This window comes from Streptomyces sp. NPDC090088, assembly GCF_044747345.1.
GTDB lineage: Bacteria > Actinomycetota > Actinomycetes > Streptomycetales > Streptomycetaceae > Streptomyces.
This window is the reverse complement of sequence record NZ_JBIVDZ010000010.1, coordinates 35,600-50,414: the sequence shown is the minus strand read 5'-3', so window position 1 is coordinate 50,414 and position 14,815 is coordinate 35,600. Positions and strand designations below refer to the sequence as shown.

At 71.6% G+C, this 14,815-nt stretch carries 14 protein-coding genes; 7 read left to right on the top strand and 7 right to left on the bottom strand.

What is annotated here, in order from left to right:
* Positions 1-34 precede the first annotated feature (34 nt).
* Complete coding sequence (locus tag ACIPSJ_RS39890) at positions 35-1,489, top strand: cytosine permease (RefSeq protein WP_359226050.1); 1,455 nt, start codon at positions 35-37, stop codon at positions 1,487-1,489.
* Positions 1,490-1,505: 16 nt separating this feature from the next.
* Here ACIPSJ_RS39890 and ACIPSJ_RS39885 read toward each other — a convergent pair whose 3' ends face one another.
* A complete protein-coding gene (locus ACIPSJ_RS39885) occupies positions 1,506-2,075 on the bottom strand; it encodes a chloramphenicol phosphotransferase CPT family protein (protein ID WP_401353184.1) in 570 nt (189 codons plus the stop codon).
* A 91-nt stretch (positions 2,076-2,166) separates the two neighbouring features.
* Between ACIPSJ_RS39885 and ACIPSJ_RS39880 the strand changes: the two genes are divergently transcribed.
* The 3 genes from ACIPSJ_RS39880 (at position 2,167) to ACIPSJ_RS39870 (ending at position 5,850) form a co-directional block, all read left to right on the top strand.
* The gene (locus ACIPSJ_RS39880; protein WP_359226046.1) at positions 2,167-2,892 is read left to right on the top strand and encodes a response regulator transcription factor; all 726 of its coding nucleotides are present in this window, start codon (positions 2,167-2,169) and stop codon (positions 2,890-2,892) included.
* Positions 2,889-4,382: a sensor histidine kinase gene (locus ACIPSJ_RS39875; RefSeq protein WP_401353181.1), complete on the top strand. Its 1,494-nt coding sequence runs from the start codon at positions 2,889-2,891 to the stop codon at positions 4,380-4,382. Before ACIPSJ_RS39880 ends, ACIPSJ_RS39875 begins: the two co-directional genes overlap by 4 nt.
* A 145-nt stretch (positions 4,383-4,527) precedes the next feature.
* Positions 4,528-5,850, top strand: a complete 1,323-nt coding sequence (locus ACIPSJ_RS39870; protein WP_401353179.1) for a DUF3500 domain-containing protein — start codon at positions 4,528-4,530, stop codon at positions 5,848-5,850.
* Here the strand turns inward: ACIPSJ_RS39870 and ACIPSJ_RS39865 are convergent.
* Genes ACIPSJ_RS39865 through ACIPSJ_RS39850 form a run of 4 tightly spaced genes read right to left on the bottom strand, consistent with a single transcriptional unit; the run spans position 5,833 to position 11,321 of the window.
* Complete coding sequence (locus ACIPSJ_RS39865) at positions 5,833-8,217, bottom strand: bifunctional salicylyl-CoA 5-hydroxylase/oxidoreductase (RefSeq protein ID WP_401353177.1); 2,385 nt, start codon at positions 8,215-8,217, stop codon at positions 5,833-5,835. The genes ACIPSJ_RS39870 and ACIPSJ_RS39865 overlap by 18 nt on opposite strands.
* Before the next feature lie 11 nt (positions 8,218-8,228).
* Entirely contained in the window at positions 8,229-9,869 is a 1,641-nt protein-coding gene (locus ACIPSJ_RS39860; protein ID WP_401353175.1) for an AMP-binding protein, read from the bottom strand.
* A gap of 46 nt (positions 9,870-9,915) precedes the next feature.
* Positions 9,916-10,815, bottom strand: a complete 900-nt coding sequence (locus tag ACIPSJ_RS39855) for an acyl-CoA thioesterase (RefSeq protein WP_401353174.1) — start codon at positions 10,813-10,815, stop codon at positions 9,916-9,918.
* Entirely contained in the window at positions 10,812-11,321 is a 510-nt protein-coding gene (locus ACIPSJ_RS39850; RefSeq protein ID WP_401353172.1) for a cupin domain-containing protein, read from the bottom strand. The genes ACIPSJ_RS39855 and ACIPSJ_RS39850 overlap by 4 nt, the downstream gene beginning before the upstream one ends.
* Before the next feature lie 156 nt (positions 11,322-11,477).
* Between ACIPSJ_RS39850 and ACIPSJ_RS39845 the strand changes: the two genes are divergently transcribed.
* On the top strand, positions 11,478-11,891 hold the full coding sequence (locus tag ACIPSJ_RS39845) for a RidA family protein (RefSeq protein ID WP_359226035.1): 414 nt from the start codon (positions 11,478-11,480) through the stop codon (positions 11,889-11,891).
* Here ACIPSJ_RS39845 and ACIPSJ_RS39840 read toward each other — a convergent pair.
* Positions 11,888-12,748, bottom strand: coding sequence for a PaaX family transcriptional regulator C-terminal domain-containing protein (locus ACIPSJ_RS39840; RefSeq protein WP_401353169.1), 861 nt, complete (start codon positions 12,746-12,748; stop codon positions 11,888-11,890). The two genes, ACIPSJ_RS39845 and ACIPSJ_RS39840, sit on opposite strands and share 4 nt — an antisense overlap.
* Positions 12,749-13,022: 274 nt before the next feature.
* Between ACIPSJ_RS39840 and ACIPSJ_RS39835 the strand changes: the two genes are divergently transcribed.
* Positions 13,023-13,628, top strand: a complete 606-nt coding sequence (locus ACIPSJ_RS39835; RefSeq protein WP_401353167.1) for a GPP34 family phosphoprotein — start codon at positions 13,023-13,025, stop codon at positions 13,626-13,628.
* A gap of 58 nt (positions 13,629-13,686) precedes the next feature.
* Here ACIPSJ_RS39835 and ACIPSJ_RS39830 read toward each other — a convergent pair whose 3' ends face one another.
* Positions 13,687-14,355 carry a hypothetical protein gene (locus ACIPSJ_RS39830; RefSeq protein ID WP_359226030.1) on the bottom strand — a complete coding sequence of 223 codons (669 nt, stop codon included), beginning with the start codon at positions 14,353-14,355 and terminating at the stop codon, positions 13,687-13,689.
* A gap of 154 nt (positions 14,356-14,509) precedes the next feature.
* Between ACIPSJ_RS39830 and ACIPSJ_RS39825 the strand changes: the two genes are divergently transcribed.
* Positions 14,510-14,803 (top strand): hypothetical protein, encoded by a 294-nt coding sequence (locus ACIPSJ_RS39825; RefSeq protein WP_401353165.1) that lies wholly within the window; start codon positions 14,510-14,512, stop codon positions 14,801-14,803.
* Positions 14,804-14,815 lie beyond the last annotated feature (12 nt).

The following is a 14,815-nucleotide window of genomic DNA, read 5'->3' as shown; positions in this document are numbered from 1 at the left end:
ACCAGAGTGGCGGGACCGGCCCCTGGGAGGTGCCATGAGCACATCGGCGGAACCGCGGGTGAGCGGTCTGGAGGTCCGGTCCATCGACTACGTGCCGCTGGACGAGCGGCACGGCAAGCTGTGGCACCTGGGCCCGCTGTGGTTCATGTCCAACGCGCAGATCGCCACCCTGGCCGTGGGACTGATCAGCATCACGGAGGGCGGCAATCTGATCTGGTCGCTGCTGGCGATCGTGGCGGGCACGCTGATCGGCACGTTCTTCATGGCGTTCCACTCGGCGCAGGGGCCGCAGCTGGGCCTGCCGCAGATGATCCAGTCGCGCCCCCAGTTCGGTTACGTCGGGGCGCTGCTGGTGTGGCTGTTCGCGTATGTGCAGTACGCCGGCTTCAACGTGTTCAACACCATCCTGGCCGGTGAGGCCCTGAACACCACGATCCACGGCGGCGTGAAGCTGTGGGTGGTCGTGGTCACCGCGATCGCGCTGGTCGTGGCGCTGGTCGGCTACGACATCATCCACAAGGCCGAGCGGTACCTGACCTACACCTTCCTGGTCGTCTTCGGGATCTTCACCGTCGGCGTACTGCTCACCCTGCACTACCCGGCGGGCTCCTTCGATCTCGGCGCCTTCAGGGCCACCCCGTTCCTGGCCCAGTTCGGCGTGGTCGCCGGCTACCAGATCAGCTGGGCCATCTACGTCTCGGACTACTCGCGCTACCTGCCGCCGGACGTCACGGTCCGCAAGACCTTCTACTGGACCTACTTCGGCTCGGCGCTCGGCGGTATCTGGCTGATGGTGCTGGGCACCCTGCTGGCGGGGTGGGCGGGCGACAGCTTCGACACGATCCCGTCGATCAACGCCGCCGGCGACAAGGTCTTCGACGGTTTCGGCGCGATCGTCCTGCTGTTCTCGGCCCTGGGCCTGATCTCCGTCACCGCGCTGAACATGTACGGCGGCTCGCTCACGCTGATCAGCGCCATCGACTCGTTCAAACGGGTACGGCCGACGCTGGGCGTGCGGCTGGTCACCCTCGGCGTGACCGCGGCCCTCTCCCTCATCGGCGCGCTGGCGGCGACGTCGAACTTCCTGACGAACTTCAACAACTTCCTGCTGCTGGTCCTCTACCTGTTCATCCCGTGGACCTCGGTGAACCTGATGGACTACTACGTGGTACGCCGAGGCCACTACGCCATCGCCGAGATCTTCAAACCGAACGGCATCTACGGCCGCTGGGGCTGGCAGGGGATCGTCTCCTACCTGGTCGGCTTCGTCGTCATGATCCCGTTCTTCTCCGTCGGCACGCTCTTCGTCGGCCCCGCCGCGAAGGCCCTGGACGGCGCCGACATCTCGCTGTTCATCGGTCTGCCGGTGTCGGCGCTGCTGTACTGGTGGCTGACCCGCTCGATCGACGTCGAGGCGGAGACCCGCATCGCCGAGGCGGAGGCCGCGGCCCTGGAGCAGGCGGCGCACGAGCACCGCGAGCCCGAGTGAGCGGCCGGACAGCCCTCTAGCGCAGCGTGCGGCGGAGCGTCTCGAAGGCCGTGGGCCGGGGTGCGGCGTGCAGGGCCCGGCGTATCAGGGCGGCGCACTCGGCGGGGCTGTGCGCGCTGGTGTCGACGTCGATGTCGTGCGGGCCGTGTGCGTGGACGGTGTCGAACTGCAGGGCGGCCAGGCCCGTCTGCCGGTCGCCGCGCGCCTGCTCGCGCCGCCGCAGTTCGGGGAGCGGGCAGCGCACCGCGACCAGGAGGGTCCGCTCGGACGGGAGCAGGTCCAGCAGGTCGAGCAGCCGCCAGCGGCGGCTGAGCGGATGGTCGACGACGACGTTGTTGCCGGCCGCGGCCATACCGGCGACGGCCCGGTGGAAGCCCTTGGCGGTGCGGTCGATCTCGGCCTGGAGATCATCGGGGGCGATCTCGCCGCCGCGCATCGCGTGGAAGGCGTCGACGGGCAGATGGAACCAGGTGCCGTCCAGGATGCGCAGCAGTTCGGCGGCGATGCTGGACTTGCCGGAGCTGGAGGTGCCGTTCAGCAGGATGACGGTGCCGGGTCCGCCGGTGTCCGGGATCTCGTCGTCCATCTGGCCCCCTGGTCTCGGTCGCGGGTCCGTCATGATCGCAGAGCCGACCGCTCCACAGCTGATGTACAGCCCGTTGCGAGAGCATCCGCTCATGTCTGACACCCCCACATCGGCGCCGGACGCGATCCGGGTGCTGATCGTCGACGACGAACCCGAACTGACCGAGTTGCTGTCGGTGGCCGTCACCGCGGCGGGCTGGCGACCGTTCGTCGCGCGGGACGGGTACGGCGCGCTGCGCACCGCCCGCCGCTGGAGCCCGCACGCCGTGGTCCTGGACGGCATGCTGCCGGACCTGGACGGGATCCAGGTGCTGCGCCGGCTGCGGTACGAGAACGCCAGGCTGCCCGTGCTGATGCTGACCGCCCGGGACGCGGTGGAGCACCGGCTCGACGGGTTGTCCTCGGGCGCCGACGACTATGTGACCAAGCCGTTCTCCCTGGAGGAGGTGATGCTCCGGCTGAGCGGGCTGCTGCGCCGCTCCGGGGCCGGTGACATCGCCGAGGAGGAGGGGGTGCGGGTGCTCGGCGATCTGGTGCTGGGCGAGAAGACCCGCGAGGTGCGCCGGGGCGGCACGCCGATCTCGCTGACCGCGAAGGAGTTCGACCTGCTGCGGTTCCTGATGAGCCACCCCCGCCAGGTGCTCAGCAAGACGCAGATTCTCAACCACGTCTGGAACAGCTCGTTCGACGGCGGCGGAAATCTGGTGGAGGTGTACGTCTACGGCCTGCGCGCGAAGATCGACAAGGAGCGGCGGCCGATGATCCATACCGTGCGGGGCGCCGGGTACGTCCTCAGACCGGCGGACGACAAGGCATGACGGCGCTCCGGCGGGCCCTGGCCCGGCTGCGCGGGCGCTCCCTGCGGGCCCGTATGGTTCTCGTGCACTCGCTCACCCTCGCCGCCGTCTGCACGGCGATGGCCCTCGCCACCGTGGTGGTCCAGCGTTACTACCTGATCAGGGACCTGGACCAGCGGGTGACCGACGCCGCCGAGCACAGCCAGGGCGGCCGGCGGCACGGACCGGCCGGCGCCTCCCTAGGCTTCCTCAACGAGCGGGGCCAGCACACCGGCACCCTGGCCGCCCTCATGAGCGGGGACGAGATCACCACGGCCGAGGTGGTGACCGGCGACGGGCCGCGCACCCTCACCGCCGGCCAGCGCGCCGCCCTGGACGGCATCCCGGCGGACGGCACCCTGCACACCCGTACCATCCCGGGCCTGGGCAGCTACCGGCTGACGGCGGTCACCGAGGACGGCACCGCGATGCTGGCCGGGCTGCCCGTGGGCAGTGTGCAGCACATGATCGACTCCCTGGTGCTGGTCGAGGCCGGCATCGCCGGGGTCGGGCTGGTGCTCGCCGGGTCGGTGTCGGCCGTGGCGGTCCGGCGGCAGCTGCGGCCGCTGCGCCGGGTCGCCACCACCGCCGTCGAGGTGTCGCACGCGCCGCTGGACCGGGGCGAGGTCAGCGGGCTGACCCGGGTGCCCGCGCCGGACACCGATCCACGGACCGAGGTCGGCCAGGTCGGCGTCGCCCTCAACCGGCTGATCGACCACGTGGAGTGGTCCCTCACCGAGCGCCAGCGCGCCGAGGAGCACATGCGGCGCTTCCTCGCCGACGCCAGCCACGAGCTGCGCACCCCGCTCGCCTCCATCGCCGGATACGCCGAACTGATGCTCATGGGCGTGGACACGCAGAAGATCGAACCGGAGCTGGCCTGGCGCCGGGTCTCCGCCCAGTCGGCGCGGATGACGGGACTGGTCGAGGACCTGCTGCTGCTCGCCCGCCTGGAGGAGGGCCGACCGCTGGAGTCCGCCGAGGTGAACCTGGCGACCCTGGTCGGGGACGCGGTCTGGGACGCGCGGGCGGCGGGGTCGGGCCACCACTGGCAGCTGGTGCTGCGTCTGGACGCGCCCGCGACCGTCGTCGGCGATCCGTCCCGGCTGCACCAGGTGGTGGCCAACCTGCTGGCCAACGCCCGGGTGCACACGCCCGTCGGGACGCGGATCACCGTCACCGTGGAGGCGGCGGACGGGCGGTGCGCGATCCGGGTGCACGACGACGGCCCGGGCATCCCCGGCGACCTCCTGCCGACGGTCTTCGAGCGCTTCACCCGGGGGGACGCCTCCCGTTCCCGTGCCCCCGGCACACCGGGCGGGGCGGGCCTCGGGCTGGCCATCGCGGCCGCGATCACCCAGGCGCACGGCGGCCGGGTCGAGGTGGACAGCGCGCCCGGCGGCACCGAGTTCACCGTCACCCTGCCGCTCGCCGACGCGGTCGGCGCCCAGCTCTCCCTGAAGCTTTCCTGAATCCTCAGCCTCCTCACATAACCCCAGGTCAACCACCTTCTCAGCACTCTGGTGGGCAACTCGGTTCAGCCCAGCCTCAGTTGGCCGGACCAGGCTGATGGTCCGGTGGCCGTCCAGGAGGGACGCCCATGACGAAGGGAGCCGCATGCCCGAGATCGACGCCGGTGAGGGCCCCGTGCAGGGACCGGAGCGGACCGAGGCGAGCCGCCGCAACTTCATGCGCAAGGTGTTCTTCGCGTCCGGGGCCACCGCCCTGGTGACGATGGGCAGCGCCGGGGCCTGGACGGCGCTCGCGGACGACAGCGCGGGCACCGCCGACGCCTCGGCGAGCCCCTCCCCCAGCGGCGCGCCGAGCGGCGGCCCGGGCGGCGGCACCGGTGGTCCGGGCAACCAGTCGCTGACCGAGGAGTTCTTCGGTCTGACCACGGACGGCAAGCGGATCGACGACCTGTTCACGATCCACTCCACCAGGGTCGACACGGCGCCCGTCATCACCGCCGCGAACGCCTTCCTGGCCGGGCTCACCGACACCCAGAAGACCTCGACCCAGTTCACGGTCCACTCCACCGAGTGGCGGCTGTGGAGCAACATCGACTCCTACAGCCGGCAGGGCGTGTCGCTCGCGGACCTCACCGACACGCAGAAGGACCTGGGCACGGCCCTGCTGAAGGCCGCGCTCAGCGCGGACGGCCTGGAGACCACGGAGAAGATCCGCAAGATCAACCAGGCGGCCGGCGAGGCGATCGGCAACACCGCCTCCTTCAACGAGGACGCCTACTACTGGACCCTGATGGGCACCCCCTCGGACAGCGAGCCCTGGGGCTTCCAGTTCGACGGCCACCACTGCGTCGTCAACTACTTCGTCCTCGGCGACCAGGTCGTCATGAGCCCCTGCTTCTGGGGGTCGGAGCCGACCTCCATGGAGATCGACGGCGAGACCGTCACCGTCTGCCACGAGGAGGTGCTGGCGAGCCTCGCCTTCGTCAACTCGCTCACCACCGACCAGCAGGCGGTCGCGATCGTCTCCGCCACCAAGAGCAGCGAGTCGATGAAGGCGGGCGCCTTCTCCGACAACGCGGTCCAGGCGTACGAGGGCCTGCGCGGCAACGCCCTCACCCGCGCCCAGAAGCAGAAGCTCCTCGGCATCGTCGAGGCGTTCGTCGACCGCGCGAAGGCGGACGCGGCGAAGGTGCGGATGGCCGAGGTGCGGGCGCATCTCGACGACACGTACGTGACCTGGGCCGGTGGCACGGGCGCGGACGACGCGTTCTACGTCCGGGTGCACAGCCCGGTGGTCTGGGTCGAGGTCGACTGCCAGGCGCCCGGCCCGCTGCGCGGGGCGTACGGCGGCACCGAGGGCGTCCCGACCCAGATGCACGTGCACTCCATCATCCGTACGCCCAACGGCAACGACTACGGAAAGGAACTGCTCCGCCAGCACTACCTGACGTCACCGCACCACCGGTAGGCCCTCCCCCGCGGGCTTCCACCGCAGGTGCACGCTCTCCCCCGCCCGGTCCGCCCGGAGCAGCGACAGGCGGGGGCGGACGGCGTCGGTGCGTGCGGTGGGCGGCTTGCGCCGGCCGGCCCGGAACTGCACGGGCCATTCGGCCGCCGGGCCCCGGTACTCCTGGTCGGCGGCCGCGTGCAGGGTCCAGTGCGGGTCGTACAGGTGCGTCCGTCCTACGGCGCACAGGTCGGCGCGGCCCGCCAGGAGGATGGAGTTGACGTCGTCGTAGGAGGCGATCGCGCCGACGGCGATGACGGCGGCGCCGGTCGCGGCGGCCACCTCGTGGCGGATGCGGTCGGCGAAGGGGGTCTGGTAGGAGCGGCCGTAGGCGGGCTGTTCGCCCTTGGTGACCTGGCCGGTGGAGACGTCGATGGCGTCGGCGCCGTGGGCGACGAAGGCGCGGGCGATCTCGACGGCGTCGTGTTCGGTGGTGCCGTCGGGGGCCCAGTCGGTGGCGGAGATCCGCACGATCACGGGCCGTTCGGCGGGCCAGGCGGCGCGGACGGCGTCGAAGACCTCCAGCGGGTAGCGCAGCCGGTTCTCCAGCGGACCGCCGTACTCGTCCGTGCGGTGGTTGGCGACCGGGGACAGGAACGAGGACAGCAGGTAGCCGTGCGCGCAGTGGAGTTCTAGGAGGTCGAAGCCGGCGTCCGCGCCCCGGCGGGCCGCGGCCACGAACTCGGCGGTGATCCGGTCCAGGTCGGCGCGGGTGACCTCGCGGGGAACCGCGCAGCCGGGGCCGTACGGCAGTGCGGAGGGGCCCACGACCTCCCAGTTCCCGTCGGGCAGCGGCTCGTCCATGCCCTCCCACATCAGGCGGGTCGAGCCCTTGCGGCCGGAGTGGCCGAGCTGGAGGCCGACGCGGGCGGTGCTGTGCGCGTGGACGAAGTCGACCACCCGCGTCCAGGAGTCGCGCTGCGTGTCGTTCCAGAGTCCGGTGCAGCCGGGGGTGATACGGCCCTCGGGCGACACGCAGACCATCTCCGTCATCACCAGGCCCGCTCCGCCCATCGCCTTGGACCCGAGGTGGACGAGGTGGAAGTCGCCGGGGACGCCGTCGACGGCGGAGTACATGTCCATCGGGGAGACGATCACCCGGTTCTTCAGCTCCAGTCCACCGACGCGGAACGGCTGGAACATCGCGGGGGCACCGGTGTCCAGGCCCTGGGCCGCCGCGAAGGCGCCGTCGACGCGGTCGGCGAACTCCGGGTCGCGGGTGCGCAGGTTGTCGTAGGTGATCCGGCGTGAGCGGGTGAGGAGGTTGAAGCAGAACTGGGTGGGCTCCTGGCGGGCGTACCTGCCGATGTTCTCGAACCACTCCAGGGAGGCCTGGGCGGCCCGCTGGGTGGACTCCACGACCGGGCGCCGCTCGGCCTCGTACGCGCTCAGCGCGCTCTCCGCGTCGGGGTGTTCGTGCAGGCAGGCGGCGAGGGCGAGGGCGTCCTCCATGGCGAGTTTGGTGCCGGAGCCGATGGAGAAGTGGGCGGTGTGGGCGGCATCGCCGATGAGGACGAGGTTGCCGTGGTGCCAGTGCCGGTTGCGGACGGTGGTGAAGCTCAGCCACTTGGAGTTGTTGGCGAAGACCTGGTGGCCTGCGAGTTCCTCGGCGAACAGCTCGCGGACGCGGTCGACGGACTGCTCGTCGGAGGCGCCCGGCGCGAACACGGCGTCCTCGGTGGCGTCGAAGCCCGCCCGGCGCCAGACGTCCTCGTGCATCTCCACGATGAAGGTCGAGCCGGCGTCGGAGTAGGGGTAGCCGTGCACCTGGACGACGCCCCACTCGGTCTCCTTGACGAAGAACTGGAAGGCCTCGAAGACCCGGTCGGTACCGAGCCACATGTACTTGCTGTGCCGCCGGTCCAGGGACGGTTCGAAGAGTTCCGCGTGGGCCGTGCGGACACCGGAGTTGACGCCGTCCGCGCCGACCACCAGGTCGTGCGAGGCGCGCAGCCCGGCCACGTCGGGTGCGGGGGTCGAGAAGCGCAGGGTGACGCCCAGGTCCACGCAGCGCTCCTGGAGCAGCCGCAGCAGTTCCTTGCGGCTCATCGCGGCGAAGCCCTGGCCGCCGACGGTGTGGCTCTCGCCCCGGTAGTGGATGTCGATGTCCGTCCAGCGGGCGAAGCCGCGGGACATGGCCTCGGCGAAGACGGTGTCGGCGTTGTCGATGCCGCCGAGCGTCTCGTCGGAGAAGACGACGCCGAACCCGAAGGTGTCGTCGGGGGCGTTGCGTTCCCAGACGGTGATCTCGTGGGCGGGGTCCAGCTGCTTCATCAGGGCCGCGAGGTAGAGACCTCCCGGGCCGCCGCCGATGATCGCGATCTTCAAGGGGGTTCCTCTCACTGCCCGGCGGCCTGCTCGGCCTCGACGATCCGCCGGAGCGCGAACCGCTGGAGTTTTCCGCTGGTGTTGCGCGGCAGGGTCTCGCAAAAGCGCACGTCACGGGGGTACTTGTAGGGCGCCAGGACCTGCTTGACGTGGTCCTGGATCTCCTTGGCCTTGGCCGTGTCGCCCGGGACGCCGTCCCGCAGCACGACGAACGCGCAGACGACCGAGCCGCGTTCGGGGTCGGGGCGGGCCACGACGGCCGACTCGACGACGTCCGGGTGGGTGTCGATGGCGGCCTCCACCTCCGGTCCGCCGATGTTGTAGCCGGAGGAGACGATCATGTTGTCGCTGCGGGCGTGGTAGTGGAAGTAGCCGTCCTCGTCGCGGTGGAAGATGTCACCGGTGACGTTCCAGCCGTTGACGACGTAGTCCTGCTGCCGTCTGTCGTCCAGGTAGCGGCAGCCGACCGGGCCGATCACGCCGAGCCGGCCGGGCTCCCCGGGGCCGAGTTCCTCGCCGTCGAAGCCGAGGATCGTGGCCCGGTAGCCGGGTACGGGACGCCCGGTGGCGCCGGGTTTGATGTCGTCGCCGGCGGCGGAGATGAAGATGTGCAGCAGTTCGGTGGCGCCGATGCCGTCGATGACCCGCAGGCCGATGCGGTCCCGGAGTTCCTGCCAGGTGCCGACCGGTATGTGCTCCCCGGCCGAGACGCCGGCCCGCAGCCCGGCCAGTCGGTGTTCCCTGCCGTCGCGGACGATCGCCTTGTAGGCCGTGGGCGCGGTCGCGAGGACGGTGACACCGTGCTTCTCGACGAGGTCGGCGAGCTGGGCCGGGGTCGCCGTCTCGGTGAGCAGGGCGCAGGCGCCGGCCCGCAGCGGGAAGACGACGAGCATGCCGAGGCCGAAGGTGAAGGCGAACGGCGCGGTACAGGCGACCAGGTCGTCCGGGCGCAGCCGCAGGACGTGCCGGCCGAAGGTGTTGTCGATGGACAGGATGTCCCGGTGGAAGTGCATGGTGATCTTGGGGACTCCGGTGCTGCCGGAGGTGGGGCCGAGGAGCGCCACGTCGTCGGCGGCGGTGTCGACGTTCGTGAACTCGCCGGACTTGGCGGCGCACCGGGCCACCAGGTCGTCGGCGCCGGTCCCGCCGTACTCGACCACCCGCAGGCCGGGCAGGACGGTGCGGATCTCGTCGGTGAAGCGGTGGTCGACCAGGGCGATCGCGGGCCGGGTGCGCTCGGCGATCGGGGTGATCTCGCGGGCGCGCAGCGCTGCCATGGTGGTGACCAGCACTCCGCCGGCCTTGAGGACGCCGAGCCAGCAGGCCACCGTCCAGGGGGTGTTGGGCGCGCGCAGCAGGACGCGCTGCCCGGGCACCAGGTCCAGGTCCTCGGTCAGCACCTGGGCGACCTGGGCGGCCCGGGTGCGCAGTTCGCCGTACGTCCACTGCTCGCCGGCCGGGGTGCGCAGGGCGGGGCGGTCGGGGCCGTACCGTTCGACGGCCGCGTCGATCAGCTCGCCGGCCGCGTTGAGGCGGTCGGGGTAGGTCAGTTCGGGAGTGGTGAACTCGATCGTGGGCCACAGTGCGGCGGGCGGCAGGTGGTCCCGGGCGAAGGTGTCCAGGTGCGCGGTGCGTGGGAGCGGAAGAGCCAACGTGAGGTTCCTTCCGGGAGCCCGCCGGTGGCGTACGGCGGGCGGCTCAGGTGGGGCGGATCATGCCCTCCTGGACCACGGTGGCCAGGTGGCGGTGGTCGCGGGTGAAGAAGCGGCCGGTCCCCAGTCCGCGGCCCGCGTCGGCGGCCACCGCTTCCTGGACGTAGAGCAGCCAGTCGCCGACCGGTGCCGGGCGGTGGAACCACATGGCGTGGTCGAGGCTGGCGGTGACCAGGCCGGGGTCGGCCCAGGCCAGGTCGAGGACCCGCAGGACGGGTTCGAGGATGGTGTAGTCGCAGACGTAGGCGAGGGCGGCGAGGTCGCGCTGGGCGTCGGTGAGTCCCTCGACGGGGCGCAGTTCGTCGAACGGCCTCACCCAGACGGCCTGGTGGGGCAGTCGCTCGCCGTCGACGGTGAGGTAGACGGGGCCGGGGACATGGCGCATGTCGAAGCCCCGGCCGCCGCGCCAGTAGGCCTTGGACTCGGCGGTCATGGTGCCGCCGGCGCGGTCGGCGAGGTACTCGGCCGAGCTCGGGAGGTGCTCCGGGGCCGGGACCTCCTCGGTGAACTCGGCCTGGAAGGAGGCGCCGGGCTCCCCCGCCGCGAAGTTGGCGAGGCAGACGTAGAGCACCTTGCCGTTCTGGTAGGCGCGCACCTGGCGGGTGCTGTAGCCGCGGCCGTCGCGCAGGATCTCGACCTCGTAGCGGACCTCTGCGCCGATGTCGGCCGGGCGCAGGAAGTAACTGTGCGTCGAGTGCAGGGACTTGCCGTCGGTGACCGAGCGGATCGCCGCGGCGGCGGCCTGGGCGACGAGGTCGCCGCCGTAGGCCTTGGGCCAGGGGCAGGGCTGGGTGGTGGCGGTGAAGGCGAGGTCGAAGTGCTCGGGCGGGGCGGGCTTCAGGGTGAGGGCCGCGGTGACGATCGCGGAGGTCGGGGCCGCGGTCATAGGTTCAGCCAGTCGCGCAGTTCGGCGTCGGCGACGTCGGGGAGGTTGACCACGATGTTCTCCGGGGTCCGGGTGGTCATCCACACCAGCGGTTTGGTCCGGGAGAGGTTGCACTCGACGTGGGGCATGAAGGGCGGGACGAAGACCCAGTCGCCCTCCGCCATGTCGACGTAGTCCTCGAACTTCTCGCCGAAGTAGATCCGGGCCCGACCCGACAGGACGTATCCGCCGGTCTCGGCCTCGCCGTGGTGGTGGGTGACCGAGCGGTAGCCGGGTTCGTTGCTGACCTTGCCGTACCAGAGGCGGCGTGCCGGGGTGTGCTGGGCGCTGACGCCGGACACCCGGACGGCGCCGCCGGAGTCGGCGGTGTTCACGTCCTCCAGACCGGCCCGGGTCACGACGGGCGCGACGATGCCGCTGGGCAGTCGGTACATCGCGTTGTCGCCGTCGAGCTCGTACTTGCTGCTGTGCTCAATACGCGGCTGCCGCCGCGGGGCGGGCTCCATGGAATCGGCTCCGTTTCCGTGGGCTTGCTCGGGTCGGTGGGCCTGCTCGGGTCCGGAACAGGACCACGCTCTATCTCGTATTTTTCACGGTCGTCATTTATTGTCAATACGCCTGGCCGAGTGGCCGGCGCCGGACACCACCGAACCGGAGGCCTCATGACTCCCGTCGCCGTGAACCCGCCCGAACTGCCCGCCCCGAGCGGCTACTCGCACGGAACGCTCGCGGGAAACACGCTCCACCTGGGCGGCCAGACCGCACTCGACGCCGACATGAAGATCGTTCCGGGCGGGATCGTGGAGCAGTTCCGCCAGGCGTTCGGCAATGTGCTCACCACGCTCCGCGCGGCCGGCGGTGAGCCGCAGGACCTGGTGAGCGTGACGATCTACCTCACCGACATCCCCGACTACCAGGCCCACGGCAAGGAGATCGGCCGGGTCTGGCGGGAGCTCGCGGGGCCGGTCTACCCGGCGATGGCGGGCATCGGCTGCACGGCCCTCTGGCAGCCGGAGGCGCTGATCGAGATCCTCGGGGTGGCGGTGATCCCGGAGGAACGGCTGGTCAGGCCCTAGCCGGCCTGGTGGATGACCGCCTGCGCATGGGCGTGCGCGGGTTCGCGCAGGGTCCGGTCCAGTGCTTCGAAGAGCGCCCCGGCACTCTCGCCGTTCCAGCCCGCCGGCAGCAGCGAGAGCGGCAGGCCGGGGTCGCGGTAGGGCAGCCGGCGCCACTCCGTGAGCATCGGCAGATAGCTGCCGAACGCCTCCTGCGGGGCGATGCCGCCCGCCGCGACGCGCTCGCCGAGCGGACGGTAGCGCGCCAGGAAGTCCGCGTAGAGCGCGGTGAGCTCGTCGAGGTCCCACCACTCGCGGACCTTCGCCGACAGGTCGCCGAAGGCGAAGTGGTCGCCGGTGAAGATGTCCACGTACGGCGTCAGGCCGAGGCGCTGCAGGGTGCGACGGGTCTCGTCGGCGAGGATGCCGGGGGCCACCCACACGCCGGGGGCCGCGGTGCCGAAGCCCAGGCGGGTCAGAGCGGCGCGCAGGGCGTGGCGCTTGTCGCGCTCGGACTCGGGCACGGAGAAGACGACGACCAGCCAGCCGTCGCCGGACTCGGCCCGGTGCCGCTCGAAGATGCGTATGTCGCCCTCCGCGAGCACCTCCAGCGTGCCGTCGGCGACGGCGTACCCGGCGGCGCCTTCGTGCCGTTCACCGCGCAGCACCCCGCGCCGCTTCAGCCGGGACACCGCCGAGCGCACGGCCTGTCCCTCCACCCCGAGGTCGGCCATCAGCCGTATCACGGAGGCCACGGAGAGCCAGTTGCGCTCACCGCGCGCGTACAGCCCGAAGAGGGTGATGATCAGCGGGCCCAGCCGGCTCTCCCGCCCGCCCGCGCCGACGGCGGACGACGAGGACTCGACTTCCGCGGTCATGCCCGCCACCTCCGGCCCATGTCACCCTTCTGATCACCGATCAGCCTATCGCGCGTGCCCCCGCTCCACCGGTGGTGCCGATCTCCGCTCCGGCTTCCGGTCCGGACCCCCGGCCCGGACGGGAAGGGTGACCTGTGCGGGTGAAGGGCGGGAGACTGTCCGGCGGCCGACGGGGCATCGTTCTCCTGCATGCCGCTGTTGCCCTGATACCTCTGGTACTTCTGATACCCCTGGTATCTCTGGTGCCGCCGCCGTCTTCGTTGGGGAGTCCGACATGACCACACCCCGGGACCTGTTCATCGTCGCCGTGTACGACGCCGCCGGCCGGCCCGTCGAGCAGGGGGACCTCTCGCTGGCGCTGGCGGGAGCCGAACTGGTCGACCTCGCCGGTACCGGGGCCGTCGCCCTGGACGGCGACCTCATCGTGCCCGCCTCCCGGGGCGAGGCGGGTGACCGGCTGCTCGACGAGGCGGTGGCGGCGCTGAAGCGGGAGACCCCGCACGAGTCGGTCGAGGACTGGCTGTGGCGCCGGGGCCGCGGCCTGGCCGCCGCCTACCTCACCGAGCTGGAGACGGCGGGCACGGTGGCCCGGGAGCGGCGGCGCTGGCTGCCGCTGCCGACCGAGCGGACGACGCTGGCCGACTCGCCGGAGCGGGCCCGGGCGCACGAACGCTGGACGTCGGGCGAGCCGGTGCTCGCCGCGCTGGCCGCCGCCGTGGGCATCCAGGACGAGGCGGCCAAGGACCTGGCGAGCGCCGCCTCCGACGCGACCGTGACGGTGGTGGCCGCCGTCAGCGACGCCGTGACCGAGCTGGCCGCCGTGCGGCAGCGCCGGGAGATCGAGGACGCGGCCTTCGACAACGTCTGGCGCGGGCTGTAGCGGACCCCGCGGTGCGGGCACCGGCCCGGGGCGGGCGACGCCGTGCGGGGCACGCCCGCTACCGGGTCGCCTTCTCCCCGGTCGGGCCGACCGCGAACCACTTGCCGTCCACGCCCTGGCCGTTGAGGTCGCCGGGCCTGCTGTCGCCCGAGAAGCGGTACACGGGCCGGCCACCCACGGTGATCTGGACCTGGCCGTCCGGGCGGCGGATGGCTCCGACCTGCTTGGGGTTCACGCCCGCCAGATAGACGTTGCCGCCCTCCTGGATGGTCACGGGCGGCCACTTCGCCGCGCAGGCGCCGGTGCAGTTCGACTGCGACGGGGCGGCGGTGTCGTCGTCGAAGCGGTACAGCGCGGCCTGGTTGATGTTGATGAGGTGCGCCGCGGACAGGTCGGCCGAGGTCACCGCGGACAACTGCACCCACTTGGGCGGCGCTTCCTGCACCGCCGCTCCGACCACCGTGCCGCCGTTGCCGCTGAGTCCGGCGTCCTGCGCGGTGGAGTCGACCACCTGCAGCGCCGAGTTGCCCGCGCCCGAGGCGGACTGGGTGGCCGACGGGGAGGCCGCCGCGGCGGACGAGGTGGCCGGGGGCGAACTGTCGCCGATGGAGATCGTCTTGCCGCAGGCCGTCAGGCTCGCCGCGCCGCACAGGGCGAGTACGGAGGCGACGACGGCACGGCGCGCGGCACCGCCGGGCAGCGGCGGCCGGGTGAAGAGCGAGGTCATGCCTGCAACACGAGACGGACCCCCGGAAGGGTTCAGCGCCGTGCGGGAGCCGTGCCGGAGCCGTGCGGACGCCCGCCGGGGTGAACGTTTTCCGCCGCCGCCATCGTGTTCCCGGCAGAGACGAATCCTCACCGCACAGGAACGGGGGCCCGCAGTGGCGTCGGACGTCAACATCCCCGGGAGTGAGCTCAAGGAGGCCCAGGACATGCTGGGCTTCGTGCACGACTTCATCGACATCGGACACCACACGTTCGACTTCGATGCCGCGTTCGGGCCCGAGCTCTCCCACGGCTCCGCACAGAACTTCGAGAACAAGTGGGAGGACGGCAAGCACCAGCTGCAGAAGCAGGTGCAGGGCATCAAGGACGCCATCGGCACCATCCTGGACTCCTTCGAGAAGACCGACCGGGACGCGGTGTCCAACCTCGACGACGGCAGCGGCCGGTGAAGTCCCCGGCGC

What these genes read in the sequence shown, in the direction of transcription:
- ACIPSJ_RS39845 (WP_359226035.1), top strand. Translation starts at nt 11,478, where the DNA reads ATGACTCCCGTCGCCGTGAACCCGCCCGAACTGCCCGCCCCGAGCGGC.
- ACIPSJ_RS39855 (WP_401353174.1), bottom strand. Translation starts at nt 10,815, where the DNA reads ATGACCGCGGCCCCGACCTCCGCGATCGTCACCGCGGCCCTCACCCTG.
- ACIPSJ_RS39875 (WP_401353181.1), top strand. Translation starts at nt 2,889, where the DNA reads ATGACGGCGCTCCGGCGGGCCCTGGCCCGGCTGCGCGGGCGCTCCCTG.
- ACIPSJ_RS39840 (WP_401353169.1), bottom strand. Translation starts at nt 12,748, where the DNA reads ATGACCGCGGAAGTCGAGTCCTCGTCGTCCGCCGTCGGCGCGGGCGGG.
- ACIPSJ_RS39850 (WP_401353172.1), bottom strand. Translation starts at nt 11,321, where the DNA reads ATGGAGCCCGCCCCGCGGCGGCAGCCGCGTATTGAGCACAGCAGCAAG.
- ACIPSJ_RS39830 (WP_359226030.1), bottom strand. Translation starts at nt 14,355, where the DNA reads ATGACCTCGCTCTTCACCCGGCCGCCGCTGCCCGGCGGTGCCGCGCGC.
- ACIPSJ_RS39870 (WP_401353179.1), top strand. Translation starts at nt 4,528, where the DNA reads ATGCCCGAGATCGACGCCGGTGAGGGCCCCGTGCAGGGACCGGAGCGG.
- ACIPSJ_RS39885 (WP_401353184.1), bottom strand. Translation starts at nt 2,075, where the DNA reads ATGGACGACGAGATCCCGGACACCGGCGGACCCGGCACCGTCATCCTG.
- ACIPSJ_RS39835 (WP_401353167.1), top strand. Translation starts at nt 13,023, where the DNA reads ATGACCACACCCCGGGACCTGTTCATCGTCGCCGTGTACGACGCCGCC.
- ACIPSJ_RS39880 (WP_359226046.1), top strand. Translation starts at nt 2,167, where the DNA reads ATGTCTGACACCCCCACATCGGCGCCGGACGCGATCCGGGTGCTGATC.
- ACIPSJ_RS39890 (WP_359226050.1), top strand. Translation starts at nt 35, where the DNA reads ATGAGCACATCGGCGGAACCGCGGGTGAGCGGTCTGGAGGTCCGGTCC.